The following is a 13,065-nucleotide window of genomic DNA, read 5'->3' as shown; positions in this document are numbered from 1 at the left end:
GTGGAAGGCACGTCCATGGTGCAGCTCAAGACGCCCGAGCAGATCGCCAAGATGCGGGAGGCGGGGCTGGTCGTCGCGGCCATCCACGCGGCGACCCGTGAGGCGGCCGTGCCGGGCGCCACGACGCGGGATCTGGACATGGTGGCCCGCAAGGTCATCGCGGACGCCGGCGCGAAGTCGAACTTCCTCGGCTACGGCGGATTCCCGGCGACGATCTGCACCTCGGTCAACGAGGTCGTCGTCCACGGCATCCCGGACGACAAGACCGTCCTCAAGGACGGCGACGTGATCTCGATCGACGCGGGCGCCATCGTCGACGGCTGGCACGGCGACGCCGCGTACACCGCCTTCGTGGGCACCGGTCACGCGCCCGAGCTCCTGGAGCTCTCCCGGGTGACCGAGGAGTCCATGTGGGCCGGCATCGCCGCCATGAAGCTCGGCAACCGCCTCGTGGACATCTCGAAGGCGATCGAGGGCTACATCCGCCGCCAGCCGCGTCCCGCGACCGGCAAGTACGGGATCATCGAGGACTACGGCGGCCACGGCATCGGGTCCGAGATGCACATGGACCCCCACCTGCTGAACTACGTCTCGCGCAAGCGAGGCAAGGGGATCAAGCTCGTCCCGGGCGTCTGCCTGGCGATCGAGCCGATGGTCTCCCTGGGCACCCCCCAGACGGAGGTACTGGCGGACGACTGGACCGTCATCACGACCGACGGCACGTGGTCCTCCCACTGGGAACACTCCATCGCCCTGACCGAGGCGGGTCCGATCGTGCTGACCAGCCCCGACTGCGGCAAGGCGAAACTGGCGGAGTACGGGGTCACCACGGCCCCGGACCCCCTCGGTTAATGATCTACAATGTGGGGCAAACTTTCCGGATTCGTCTTTCCGGATGCCCTGACGTAGACTGATGCGTCGGCTCTCGTGCATCCCCATGCCCTGCATGGGCACGGCACGGCGCCGATCAAGGTAGCCGATTCGAAAGGCGAAGCGTGGCCAAGAAGCAAGGTGCCATCGAAATCGAGGGCACCGTGATCGAGTCCCTCCCGAACGCGATGTTCAAGGTGGAACTCCAGAACGGTCACAAAGTCCTCGCGCACATCAGTGGCAAGATGCGCATGCACTACATCCGCATCCTCCCTGATGACCGGGTTGTCGTGGAGCTCTCTCCGTACGACCTGACGCGTGGCCGGATCGTCTACCGATACAAGTAGATCTTGTCTTCACTCCCGTCTGGGCGTCTTGTCCCGGCGCGGGTGGTGGCACTGACCCGGAGAACCTCACCCAATGAAGGTCAAGCCGAGCGTCAAGAAGATCTGCGACAAGTGCAAGGTGATCCGCCGTCACGGTCGGGTCATGGTCATCTGCGACAACCTGCGCCACAAGCAGCGCCAGGGCTGACGCACGCCGACCGACCTGCACTCCGCAGTTCTTCGCGCGACGTAAGAAAACGTACACACGCAGAATCCGCCCAGCCCTGACCAGGGCCGGCGGCACCTCCGGCGGGGGCCGGGGACCCGGACGTACCACCACCCATCAGGTGTGGTCGGCGGTCGGGGTCGATTCTGCTGAAGACCCCCGAACACACAGGAGCCATTGAATGGCACGCGTTTCCGGTGTTGACATCCCGCGCGAAAAGCGCGTGGAGATCGCACTCACCTACGTCTTCGGTGTCGGTCGCACCCGGTCCAAGGAAATCCTTGAGGCCACCGGTGTGAACCCCGACACCCGCGTTCGTGACCTGGCCGAAGAGGACCTGGTCAAGATCCGCGAGTACGTGGACGCCAACCTCCGCACCGAGGGTGACCTCCGCCGCGAGATCCAGGCCGACATCCGTCGCAAGGTCGAGATCCAGTGCTACCAGGGTGTTCGCCACCGTCGTGGCCTCCCGGTGCACGGTCAGCGCACCAGCACGAACGCTCGTACCCGCAAGGGTCCGCGTCGCGCGATCGCCGGTAAGAAGAAGCCGGGCAAGAAGTAGTCCTGTTCAGCGGTCTTGCGCTGTAGGACCGACCACCTCCCGTAGGAGATTTAGATGCCCCCCAAGGGTCGTCAGGGCGCTGCCAAGAAGGTGCGCCGCAAGGAAAAGAAGAACATCGCTCATGGGCACGCCCACATCAAGAGCACGTTCAACAACACCATCGTCTCGATCACGGACCCCTCGGGCAACGTGATCTCCTGGGCCTCCGCCGGCCACGTCGGCTTCAAGGGCTCGCGCAAGTCCACCCCCTTCGCCGCGCAGATGGCCGCCGAGTCGGCCGCCCGCCGCGCGCAGGAGCACGGCATGCGCAAGGTTGACGTCTTCGTCAAGGGTCCGGGCTCCGGCCGCGAGACCGCGATCCGCTCCCTCCAGGCCACCGGCCTCGAGGTCGGCTCGATCCAGGACGTCACCCCCACCCCGCACAACGGCTGCCGCCCGCCGAAGCGCCGCCGCGTCTGACGCGACGGACGCAGCTGTGCGTCTTTGAGTGTCCGGGCGGTACGAACCCCTCACGGGGGACGTGCCGCCCGTACCCTTGCTGTATGTAGTGCCCGTCGGACGTCAAATAGTGGGCGTCCACGACTGAAGGAACACACATGCTTATCGCTCAGCGTCCTTCGCTGACCGAAGAGGTCGTCGACGAGTACCGCTCGCGGTTCGTGATCGAGCCGCTGGAGCCGGGCTTCGGCTACACCCTCGGCAACTCCCTGCGCCGTACGCTCCTGTCCTCCATCCCGGGTGCCGCTGTCACCAGCATCCGCGTGGACGGCGTCCTGCACGAGTTCACCACCGTGCCGGGCGTCAAGGAAGACGTCACCGACATCATCCTCAACATCAAGCAGCTGGTCGTCTCCTCGGAGCACGACGAGCCGGTCGTGATGTACCTGCGCAAGCAGGGTCCCGGCCTGGTCACCGCTGCCGACATCGCGCCCCCGGCCGGTGTCGAGGTGCACAACCCGGACCTCGTCCTCGCCACGCTCAACGGCAAGGGCAAGCTGGAGATGGAGCTGACCGTCGAGCGCGGTCGCGGCTACGTCTCCGCCGTCCAGAACAAGCAGCTGGGCCAGGAGATCGGTCGCATCCCGATCGACTCCATCTACAGCCCGGTCCTCAAGGTCACCTACAAGGTCGAGGCGACCCGAGTCGAGCAGCGCACCGACTTCGACAAGCTGATCGTCGACGTCGAGACCAAGCAGGCCATGCGCCCGCGTGACGCCATGGCGTCCGCCGGCAAGACCCTGGTCGAGCTGTTCGGTCTGGCCCGCGAGCTCAACATCGACGCCGAGGGCATCGACATGGGCCCCTCGCCGACGGACGCGGCCCTGGCCGCCGACCTGGCGCTGCCGATCGAGGAGCTGGAGCTCACGGTCCGCTCCTACAACTGCCTCAAGCGCGAGGGCATCCACTCCGTGGGTGAGCTCGTCGCCCGCTCCGAGGCCGACCTGCTCGACATCCGCAACTTCGGTGCGAAGTCGATCGACGAGGTAAAGGCGAAGCTGGCCGGCATGGGCCTGGCCCTCAAGGACAGCCCGCCCGGATTCGACCCGACCGCCGCCGCCGACGCCTTCGGCGCCGACGACGACGCGGACGCCGGTTTCGTCGAGACCGAGCAGTACTGAGCCTCGGCTCGCAGCAAGAGACTTTCCCGCGGCAGCCGCCGCGGGGGAACTGACACCGGTACCTGACACGGCCGGTGCAGATATGAAGGAGTATCACCATGCCGCGTCCCGCAAAGGGTGCCCGTCTGGGCGGCAGCGCCGCGCACGAGAAGCACCTCCTCGCGAACCTCGCGAAGGCGCTCTTCGAGCACGGCCGCATCACCACCACCGAGGCCAAGGCCCGTCGCCTGCGTCCCTACGCCGAGCGTCTGGTCACCAAGGCCAAGAAGGGCGACATCCACAACCGTCGCCTGGTGCTGCAGACGATCACGGACAAGAGCATCGTGCACACGCTGTTCACCGAGATCGCCCCGCGCTACGAGAACCGCCCCGGTGGTTACACGCGCATCACCAAGGTCGGCAACCGTCGTGGCGACAACGCCCCGATGGCGGTCATCGAGCTGGTCGAGGCCCTGACGGTCGCCCAGCAGGCCACCGGTGAGGCCGAGGCCGCCACCAAGCGCGCCGTGAAGGAAGCCGAGGCCGCCGAGGCCCCGGCCGCCGAGGAGACCAAGGAGGCCTGATCCTCCGGGATCTCGCTTGCTTGAACGGCTCTGAACGGGCCCGCCCCTTTCCGGGGCGGGCCCGTTCTGCGTTGTCCGGTGGTTTCCGTGTTTCTGAGAGGATCGCTCACGTGAGTGACGAGGTGGAGCCCGGGCACGTCCGGGTGCGGCTGGACCTGTCGTACGACGGCAAGGACTTCTCCGGCTGGGCGAAGCAGCGCGTGCTGCGGACCGTGCAGGGCGAGCTGGAGTCGGCCCTGAAGACCGTGATGCGGCTGTCCGAGCCCGTCGAGCTGACCGTGGCCGGGCGCACGGACGCCGGGGTGCACGCCCGCGGGCAGGTCGCGCAGTTCGACCTGGCCGAGGAGGTGTGGGCCGAGCACCACGACAAGCTGCTGCGCAGGCTCGCCGGGCGGCTGCCGCACGACGTCCGGGTGTGGAGGGCCGCCGAGGCCCCCGAGGGCTTCAACGCCCGGTTCTCGGCGATCTGGCGCCGGTACGCCTACCGCGTCGGCGACCACCAGGCCGGCGTGGACCCGCTGCGCCGCGGACACGTGCTGTGGCACCAGTGGCCGCTGGACGTGGACGCCATGAACGAGGCCTCCGTCCCGCTGCTCGGGGAGCACGACTTCGCCGCGTACTGCAAGAAGCGCGAGGGAGCGACGACCATCCGCACGCTCCAGCAGCTCTCCTGGGAGCGCGGCGAGGACGGGATCGTCACCGCGACCGTCCGGGCCGACGCCTTCTGCCACAACATGGTCCGCTCGCTGGTGGGGGCCCTGCTGCACGTCGGCGACGGCCACCGGCCGACCGACTGGCCGGGCAAGGTGCTGGCCGCCGCCGTACGGGACTCCTCGGTGCACGTGGTGAAGCCCCACGGGCTCACCCTGGAGGAGGTCGGCTACCCGGCCGACGAGCTGCTGGCCGCCCGCAGCAAGGAGGCGCGGAACCTGCGCACCCTTCCCGGGGCCGGCTGCTGCTGACCCGGGAGCAAATCGGTTTGGGTGGATGAGCGCCGGCCTGGAGAATGCCCGGCATGGGACATCTCGAAGTCAACCACCTGGAGTACTACCTTCCCGACGGGCGGGTCCTGCTCCCCGACGTCTCCTTCCGTGTGGGGGAGGGCTCGGTGGTGTCCCTGGTGGGGGCGAACGGCGCCGGCAAGACCACGCTCCTCAAGCTGATCTCCGGTGACCTCCAGCCGCACGGCGGCGGGGTCACGGTCAGCGGCGGGCTCGGCGTGATGTCGCAGTTCGTGGGCTCCGTCCGGGACGAGACGACCGTGCGCGACCTGCTGGTGTCGGTGGCGCAGCCGCGGCTGCGGGAGGCCGCGAAGGCCGTGGACCGGGCCGAGCAGCTGATCCTGACCGTGGACGACGAGGCCGCGCAGATGGCGTACGCGCAGGCGCTCAGCGACTGGGCCGACGTCCAGGGCTACGAGGCGGAGACCCTGTGGGACGTCTGCACCATGGCCGCGCTGGCGATCCCGTACGACAGCGCGCAGTTCCGCGAGGTGCGCACGCTGTCGGGCGGTGAGCAGAAGCGGCTGGTCCTGGAGGCGCTGCTGCGCGGGCCGGACGAGGTGCTGCTGCTCGACGAGCCGGACAACTACCTGGACGTCCCGGGCAAGCGCTGGCTGGAGGAGCAGCTCAAGGCGACGCGCAAGACGGTGCTGTTCGTCTCGCACGACCGGGAACTGCTCACCCAGGCCGCCCAGAAGATCATCAGCCTGGAGGCGAGCCCGACCGGCAGCGACGTGTGGGTGCACGGCGCGGGCTTCGGGACGTACCACGAGGCCCGCAAGGAGCGCTTCGCGCGCTTCGAGGAGCTCAAGCGGCGCTGGGACGAGGAGCACGCCCGGCTGCGGGCCCTGGTGCTGCGGCTGCGCAACCAGGCGGCCTCCAGCCCCGACATGGCCTCGCGGTACCGGGCGATGCAGACCCGCTTCCAGAAGTTCGAGGAGGCCGGACCGCCGCCGGAGCCGCCGCGCGAGCAGGACATCCGGATGCGGCTCAAGGGCGGGCGTACGGGCGTGCGCGCGCTGACCGTGGAGAACCTGGAGCTCACGGGGCTGATGAAGCCCTTCTCGCTGGAGGTGTTCTACGGCGAGCGGGTCGCGGTGCTCGGCTCGAACGGTTCCGGGAAGTCGCACTTCCTGCGGCTGCTCGCGGGCGAGGACGTCAAGCACACCGGTACCTGGAAGCTGGGCGCGCGGGTGCTCCCGGGCCACTTCGCGCAGACCCACGCCCACCCCGAGCTCTTCGGGCGCACCCTCGTGGACATCCTGTGGACGGAGGCGGCGAAGCCGCTCGGCGCGGCGATGGGCGCCCTGCGCCGCTACGAGCTGGAGCGTCAGGCCGAGCAGCCCTTCGAGAAGCTCTCGGGCGGGCAGCAGGCGCGTTTCCAGATCCTGCTGCTCGAACTGGCCGGCACCACGGCGCTGCTGCTCGACGAGCCGACGGACAACCTCGACCTGGAGTCGGCGGAGGCCCTCCAGGACGGCCTGGAGTCGTACGACGGCACTGTGTTGTGCGTCACGCACGACCGCTGGTTCGCGCGCACATTTGACCGCTATCTGGTCTTCGGTTCGGACGGTGTTGTGCGGGAGACTCAGGAGCCCGTGTGGGACGAGCGGCGGGTCGAGCGGAAGCGCTGAGACCCGGCGGTGCGTTTCGACGGGCGGAGTCCGGCGCAGCCGACCGAAGCCTCTGAGGCCCCTGGGCCGAAGGGTGCGAGGGCGGCGGTGAGGGATGGGTCTCAGGAGCCCGTGTGGGACGAGCGGCGGGTCGAGCGGAAGCGTGAGGGGCGGACCACCCCGGCGCGGATTTCGAGGGGGAGACGGCGTGCGGCTGCGGCCTGGCATCTGGCTCGTGAGGCGGGATTCCCGACGTGGCGCGGGGGCGCCCGCGCCCGGAGGCGGGCGGCTCGCCTGGCTGCTCCGGCCGGCGCCCCGGTCCCTGTGGGCGGTCTCCCTCGCGATCGTGCTGACGATCGCGATCTCGACGAGCCTGCGGGAGAACTGGGGCTCGGACAACGCCTTCGTGGTCAAGGCCGCGGACGCCCTGCTGTCCGGTGTGTCCCCGTACGAGGACAAGCGGTTCCTGTACCTGCCGAGCGCGGTCCTCATGGCGGTGCCGGAGGCGCTGCTGCCCACGTGGGCGCTGCGCTGGCTGCTGCCGGCGGCGATGTCGGGGCTGATCGGCGTCGGGTGGTGGGCCGCGCTGCGGCTGTTCGCGGTGCCGGTGACGTCGCGGTTCGCGATCGGCGGCTTCGGGCTCTTCGCCCTGGCCTACAAGCCGTACCTGAACCTGGTGCTGATCGGGAACTGGACGGCCATCTCGGCGGCCGCCCTGCCGGTGGCGCTGCTGCTGGCGCACCGGCGCTCGTGGGCGGCGGCCGGACTGGTGGTCGGGCTGGCGATCGCCTGCAAGCCGATGCTGGTGCCGATCGGCGTGCTGTTCCTGGTGGCCCGGCAGTGGCGGGGGCTGGCCGCGGCGGTGCTGACGCCGGTGGCGCTGTCGCTGCTGGGGGCGCTGATGATGCCGAGCCCGACGCTGTTCTTCACCAAGACGCTGCCGTTCCTGCTCCAGGGGCAGGACGAGTACGCGCTGCCGTGGGACGCCTCGCCGGTCGCGGTGCTGCCGCGACTGGGGGCGCCGGGGCTGCTCGCCGTGCTGGTGGCGTCCGCCGGGGCGGCCGGCGGCCTGTGGGCGGCCTGGGTCCGCTGGCGGCGCACCGACGACGCCGACGACGGGGAACTGCGGCTGGTCGAGACCGCCTGCATGGTGATGCTCGCCGCATTCCTGGTCTCGCGGCCCTCCTTCGACCACTACCTCCTGGTGGTGCTTCCGCTGCTGCTGGTGTCGGGGGTCCGAGCCGGTTCCACGCCGCGCTCGCCCTGGTTCTGGGCGGCTCTGGTGCCTCAGTTGGCGGGGGTCCCGTGGCCCACCGAGCTGGCCCGCAAGAGGCGGGCGTTCCGCGACTGCGCGACGCTGTGCGGGCTCGCGATCGTGCTGGCGCGTCGTGGGCTGTCCTCCGGCCGGGTTACTCTGTACCCGGTAACAACTGCGGGGTCCCCACCCAGGACCGAACCGGAGTGCGCCGCGACGTCGACCGAGTCGGCATCGCGGACCGCGTTTTGACCCGTACGGGTCTGCTTGGGTACCCTGCTGGTTTGTTCTGCGTATTGGCTTGCTCATTCTCACGTGAAAGGGCCTTGCGCCGGTCCACCGGACCGATGACCAGCAGTTCGCACACGGGTTGCGTCCCCGTTGTGAACGAGGGCTGTCGTGATCGTCCGTGGTGACCCTGTCAGGACCTTCCCGTGGGGCTTGCGCCCTTGGGATACCACCACTGAAGAAGCGAAGGCATACGCGTGCGTACGTTCAGCCCCAAGCCCGGCGACATCTCGCGCCAGTGGCTCGTCATCGACGCCCAGGACGTTGTCCTCGGCCGTCTGGCGACCCAGGCCGCTGCCCTCCTGCGGGGTAAGCACAAGCCGACCTACGCCCCCCACATGGACATGGGCGACTTCGTCATCATCGTCAACGCCGACAAGGTTCACCTGTCCGGCAACAAGGCGACCCAGAAGATGGCGTACCGCCACTCCGGCTTCCCGGGCGGTCTCCGCTCGGTGCGCTACGACGACCTCCTGGCGAACAACCCGGAGAAGGCCGTCGAGAAGGCCATCAAGGGCATGCTCCCCAAGAACACCCTGGGCCGTCAGATGCTCTCGAAGCTGAAGGTCTACTCGGGCGACCAGCACCCCCACGCTGCCCAGCAGCCGGTGCCGTTCGAGATCACCCAGGTCGCGCAGTAGTTCCGGCCACCCCCTAAGACGTAGAAAATTCTGAGGAGCATCGTGGCCGAGACCACCGCCGAGACGACCCCCGTCGAAGAGTTCGAGGGCAACGTCGAGGAGTACACCAGCGAGTCCGAGGTCGTCGCCGAGGGCGACTACACCTCCGAGTCCCTTGCCGGTCGCTTCGGCGACCCCCAGCCGGCCGCCGGCCTGGGCCGTCGCAAGAACGCCATCGCCCGCGTCCGGATCGTTCCGGGCACCGGCAAGTGGAAGATCAACGGTCGCACCCTTGAGGACTACTTCCCCAACAAGGTGCACCAGCAGGAAGTCAACGAGCCGTTCAAGCTCCTGGAGCTGGACAACCGTTACGACGTCATCGCCCGCATCTCGGGTGGCGGCGTTTCCGGCCAGGCCGGCGCCCTGCGCCTCGGTGTGGCCCGTGCGCTGAACGAGGCGGACGTGGACAACAACCGCCCGGCGCTGAAGAAGGCCGGCTTCCTCTCCCGCGACGACCGTGCGGTCGAGCGCAAGAAGGCCGGTCTCAAGAAGGCCCGTAAGGCTCCGCAGTACAGCAAGCGTTAATCTGCGCCTGCTGTTCAGCAACGAAACCGCCCCGGCAGCACTCTTCGTGCTGCCGGGGCGGTTCGTTTACCGCCACAAGCGGCACATATTTGTCACAGCGGTCACAAGCGAAGCGTTAACTCGGGAGGACAACAGTGGGACGACTCTTCGGGACGGACGGTGTACGGGGCGTTGCCAACGCGGATCTGACGGCCGAGCTCGCGCTCGGCCTCTCCGTGGCGGCCGCACACGTACTGGCCGAGGCGGGTACGTTCGCCGGTCATCGGGCCACCGCGGTGGTCGGCCGCGATCCCCGCGCGTCCGGTGAGTTCCTGGAGGCCGCGGTCGTCGCCGGCCTCGCGAGCGCGGGCGTGGACGTCCTGCGCGTCGGTGTGCTGCCCACCCCGGCGGTGGCGTATCTCACCGGTGCGCTGGGCGCCGACCTCGGCGTGATGCTCTCCGCCAGCCACAACGCGATGCCCGACAACGGCATCAAGTTCTTCGCGCGCGGCGGCCACAAGCTGGCCGACGACCTGGAGGGCCGGATCGAGTCCGTCTACGAGGAGCACCGCACCGGCGCTCCCTGGGACCGGCCCACCGGCTCCGGCGTCGGCCGGGTCTCCGACTACGACGAGGGCTTCGACAAGTACGTCGCGCACCTCATCGGTGTCCTGCCCAACCGCCTCGAAGGCCTCAAGGTCGTGCTCGACGAGGCGCACGGCGCGGCCGCCCGGGTCTCGCCCGAGGCGTTCACGCGGGCCGGCGCGGAGATCATCACGATCGGCGCCGAGCCGAACGGCCTGAACATCAACGACGGCTGCGGCTCCACCCACCTCGGGCTGCTCAAGCAGGCCGTCGTCGAGCACGGGGCCGACTTCGGCATCGCGCACGACGGCGACGCCGACCGCTGCCTGGCCGTGGACGGCAACGGCGACGAGGTCGACGGCGACCAGATCCTCGCCGTGCTGGCACTGGCCATGCGCGAGGCGGGCCAGCTGCGCGAGAACACCGTGGTCGGCACCGTGATGTCGAACCTGGGCTTCAAGCTGGCCATGGAGGGCGAGGGCATCCAGGTCGTGCAGACCGGTGTCGGCGACCGCTACGTGCTGGAGTCGATGAAGGAGCACGGCTACGCGCTGGGCGGCGAGCAGTCCGGCCACGTGATCATCCTCGATCACGCGACCACCGGCGACGGCACGCTGACCGGGCTCATGCTGGCCGCCCGCGTCGCCGCCACCGGCCGGTCCCTGGCCGACCTGGCCGGCGTGATGCAGCGGCTGCCGCAGGTCCTGATCAACGTCCCGGACGTGGACAGGTCCCGGGTCACCACCTCCGCCGAGCTGGCGGCGGCGGTCACCGACGCCGAGCGCGAGCTGGGCACCACCGGCCGGGTGCTGCTCCGTCCGTCCGGTACGGAGCCGCTCGTACGGGTGATGGTGGAGGCCGCGGACATCGAGCAGGCCCGCGCGGTCGCGGGGCGGCTCGCGGACGTGGTGAAGTCGGCCCTCGGCTGACCGACCTGCACCTCAGCGTTTCCCGTGGCGGACCCAGCGACCTCGCTGGGTCCGCCACAGCAGTTTCTGCGCGAGCAGGGTCAGGATGCCGGCGAGCATGATCCCGCCGAGGTTCACCAGCAACTGCTCGATCGAACCCCACATCTGGGCGAGCTCCCCGTAGCCCAGGGCGACGGCGGCGTTGGCGGCCGCCGGGACGGTGGTCACCGAGATCGCCACGCCGACCAGGGCGCCGGACTTCGCCGAGGTCAGCGAGAGCACCCCGGCCACGCCGGCGAGCAGCGAGACCACGAGGGACAGCGGATCCGGCTTCCAGATGAAGCCGGTGTTCGGGCGGGGGCTGTCCAGCATCTCCTCGGAGAACTGTCCGATCGCGTCCATGCCCAGGCTGAACACCGTGGTGGCGGCGATCGCGACGGCGAAGCCGATCAGCAGCGCGCCCAGTGAGCGCAGGGCGAGCCGGGGGACGCCCCGTACGACCGCCGTGCAGACCCCGGCGAGCGGGCCGAACTCGGGGCCGACGGCCATGGCGCCCACGATCAGGACCGCGTTGTCGAGGACCACGCCACAGGCCGCGATCATCGTCGCGAGCATCATGAAGGCGCAGTAGGTGATGGTGAGCGTGGACTCCTCGTGGGTCGCCTCGGTCAGATGCTCCCACAGCACGGCGTCGGCGCCCTCGCCCGGGGCCTCCTCCTCGGCGGCGTCGGCCCGCTTCGACAACGACAGGTCGATGTTCTCGACGGCGATCGAGCCGTCCTCGTCGATCCCGAGTCCCTTGAGTTCCCGGAGCAGTTCGTCCCCGGCCTCCCGGGCGACGTCGCACAGGACGAGATCGCCGCGGGGGTCGCGGCCGGCGCCGGGCAGGACGACGAGGTGGGCGGTGCCGACCGTGGACTCCACGACGTCGACGACGGCGTCCGTGCGTTCGGACGGGATGATCATCCGCAGATGCAGCATGGCCGCACCCTAGACTCCGCCGCCCGTGCGGTCAGAGCTTTCGCAGGCTCAACTTCTGGACCTTGTGGTCCGGGCCCTTGCGGACGACGAGCGTGGCCCGGCCGCGGGTGGGCGCCACGTTCTCCAGCAGGTTGGGCTTGTTGATGGTCCGCCACATGGTCTGCGCGTACTCCATGGCCTCCTCCTCGGAGACCTGCGTGTACTTGCGGAAGTACGAGAAGGGGTTCTGGAAGGCGGTCTCGCGCAACTTCCGGAAGCGGCCCAGGTACCAGCGCTCGATGTCCTCGGGGCGCGCGTCGACGTACACGCTGAAGTCGAAGTAGTCGGCGAGACCCACGCGGGTGCGGCCGTCCTTGCCGGGCAGGGCCGGCTGGAGCACGTTGAGCCCCTCGACGATCAGGATGTCCGGGCGGCGCACGACGAGCTGTTCGCCCGGGACGATGTCGTAGATCAGGTGGGAGTAGACGGGGGCGGTGACCTCGTCCTTGCCCGCCTTGATGTCCGCGACGAAACGGGTCAGCGCGCGCCGGTCGTACGACTCGGGGAAGCCCTTGCGGGCGGTCAGGCCGCGGCGCTGGAGTTCCTTCATCGGGTACAGGAAGCCGTCGGTGGTGACGAGCTCCACGCGCGGGTGCTCGGGCCAGCGGGCCAGGAGGGCCTGGAGGAGGCGGGCCACCGTGGACTTGCCGACCGCGACGGAGCCGGCGACCCCTATGACGAAGGGGGTGCCCGTCTGGGCGCCGTGGCCGTTGCCGGCGTCACCGAGGAAGGTGTTCAGGGTGCCGCGGAGGTTGTTGGTGGCGCCGACGTACAGGTTGAGCAGGCGCGACAACGGCAGGTAGACGTCCCGTACCTCGTCGAGGTCGATCACGTCCCCCAGACCCCGGAGCCGCTCGACCTCCTCGGCGGTGAGGGGGAGGGGGGTCCGCTCGCGCAGGGCGCTCCACTCGGCCCGGGTGAGGTCGACGTACGGGGAGGCGTCGGGAGCCCGGCGATGGCCGGCGCGCTCCGTTGCGCGGTCCGGCGTGCTTCGTGGCGGCGAAGTGATCACCCTGCCATTGTCGGGGCTCGGGACCGCTTGTGG

General features: G+C 69.5%; 15 protein-coding genes. 13 read left to right on the top strand and 2 right to left on the bottom strand.

Annotated features, from left to right (window positions below):
- Nucleotides 1-15: 15 nt before the first annotated feature.
- The 13 genes from map (at nucleotide 16) to glmM (ending at nucleotide 11,021) form a co-directional block, all read left to right on the top strand.
- Entirely contained in the window at nucleotides 16-852 is an 837-nt protein-coding gene (map, locus tag OG906_RS14580; protein ID WP_053682610.1) for a type I methionyl aminopeptidase, read from the top strand.
- A gap of 143 nt (nucleotides 853-995) precedes the next feature.
- Nucleotides 996-1,217 (top strand): translation initiation factor IF-1, encoded by a 222-nt coding sequence (gene infA, locus OG906_RS14575; RefSeq protein WP_003956442.1) that lies wholly within the window; start codon nucleotides 996-998, stop codon nucleotides 1,215-1,217.
- Nucleotides 1,218-1,290: 73 nt separating this feature from the next.
- Nucleotides 1,291-1,404, top strand: coding sequence for a 50S ribosomal protein L36 (gene rpmJ, locus OG906_RS14570; RefSeq protein ID WP_003956441.1), 114 nt, complete (start codon nucleotides 1,291-1,293; stop codon nucleotides 1,402-1,404).
- Between the two features lie 199 nt (nucleotides 1,405-1,603).
- Nucleotides 1,604-1,984: a 30S ribosomal protein S13 gene (rpsM, locus tag OG906_RS14565; RefSeq protein WP_267796317.1), complete on the top strand. Its 381-nt coding sequence runs from the start codon at nucleotides 1,604-1,606 to the stop codon at nucleotides 1,982-1,984.
- 54 nt (nucleotides 1,985-2,038) lie between these two features.
- Nucleotides 2,039-2,443 (top strand): 30S ribosomal protein S11, encoded by a 405-nt coding sequence (gene rpsK, locus OG906_RS14560; RefSeq protein WP_053682608.1) that lies wholly within the window; start codon nucleotides 2,039-2,041, stop codon nucleotides 2,441-2,443.
- 137 nt (nucleotides 2,444-2,580) lie between these two features.
- Nucleotides 2,581-3,603 (top strand): DNA-directed RNA polymerase subunit alpha, encoded by a 1,023-nt coding sequence (locus OG906_RS14555; RefSeq protein ID WP_008739666.1) that lies wholly within the window; start codon nucleotides 2,581-2,583, stop codon nucleotides 3,601-3,603.
- A 98-nt stretch (nucleotides 3,604-3,701) separates the two neighbouring features.
- Nucleotides 3,702-4,166 (top strand): 50S ribosomal protein L17, encoded by a 465-nt coding sequence (rplQ, locus tag OG906_RS14550; RefSeq protein WP_053682607.1) that lies wholly within the window; start codon nucleotides 3,702-3,704, stop codon nucleotides 4,164-4,166.
- Nucleotides 4,167-4,276: 110 nt separating this feature from the next.
- Nucleotides 4,277-5,128 carry a tRNA pseudouridine(38-40) synthase TruA gene (truA, locus tag OG906_RS14545; RefSeq protein WP_267825923.1) on the top strand — a complete coding sequence of 284 codons (852 nt, stop codon included), beginning with the start codon at nucleotides 4,277-4,279 and terminating at the stop codon, nucleotides 5,126-5,128.
- Nucleotides 5,129-5,172: 44 nt separating this feature from the next.
- Nucleotides 5,173-6,801 (top strand): ABC-F family ATP-binding cassette domain-containing protein, encoded by a 1,629-nt coding sequence (locus tag OG906_RS14540; RefSeq protein ID WP_267796315.1) that lies wholly within the window; start codon nucleotides 5,173-5,175, stop codon nucleotides 6,799-6,801.
- 214 nt (nucleotides 6,802-7,015) lie between these two features.
- Nucleotides 7,016-8,287, top strand: a complete 1,272-nt coding sequence (locus tag OG906_RS14535; RefSeq protein WP_329443125.1) for a glycosyltransferase family 87 protein — start codon at nucleotides 7,016-7,018, stop codon at nucleotides 8,285-8,287.
- Nucleotides 8,288-8,520: 233 nt separating this feature from the next.
- A complete protein-coding gene (rplM, locus tag OG906_RS14530) occupies nucleotides 8,521-8,964 on the top strand; it encodes a 50S ribosomal protein L13 (protein ID WP_030230678.1) in 444 nt (147 codons plus the stop codon).
- Nucleotides 8,965-9,006: 42 nt separating this feature from the next.
- Complete coding sequence (gene rpsI, locus OG906_RS14525) at nucleotides 9,007-9,528, top strand: 30S ribosomal protein S9 (protein WP_267796313.1); 522 nt, start codon at nucleotides 9,007-9,009, stop codon at nucleotides 9,526-9,528.
- A gap of 134 nt (nucleotides 9,529-9,662) precedes the next feature.
- Nucleotides 9,663-11,021: a phosphoglucosamine mutase gene (gene glmM / locus OG906_RS14520; protein ID WP_267796312.1), complete on the top strand. Its 1,359-nt coding sequence runs from the start codon at nucleotides 9,663-9,665 to the stop codon at nucleotides 11,019-11,021.
- A 12-nt stretch (nucleotides 11,022-11,033) separates the two neighbouring features.
- Here the strand turns inward: glmM and OG906_RS14515 are convergent, their stop codons facing one another.
- Together OG906_RS14515 and coaA are read right to left on the bottom strand one after the other, a co-directional pair.
- On the bottom strand, nucleotides 11,034-11,981 hold the full coding sequence (locus OG906_RS14515; RefSeq protein WP_329443123.1) for a DUF389 domain-containing protein: 948 nt from the start codon (nucleotides 11,979-11,981) through the stop codon (nucleotides 11,034-11,036).
- A gap of 31 nt (nucleotides 11,982-12,012) precedes the next feature.
- Nucleotides 12,013-13,032 carry a type I pantothenate kinase gene (gene coaA, locus OG906_RS14510; RefSeq protein ID WP_053682601.1) on the bottom strand — a complete coding sequence of 340 codons (1,020 nt, stop codon included), beginning with the start codon at nucleotides 13,030-13,032 and terminating at the stop codon, nucleotides 12,013-12,015.
- Nucleotides 13,033-13,065 lie beyond the last annotated feature (33 nt).

It is taken from the genome of Streptomyces sp. NBC_01426, assembly GCF_036231985.1.
GTDB lineage: Bacteria > Actinomycetota > Actinomycetes > Streptomycetales > Streptomycetaceae > Streptomyces.
This window is presented reverse-complemented; position numbering and strand designations above follow the sequence as displayed.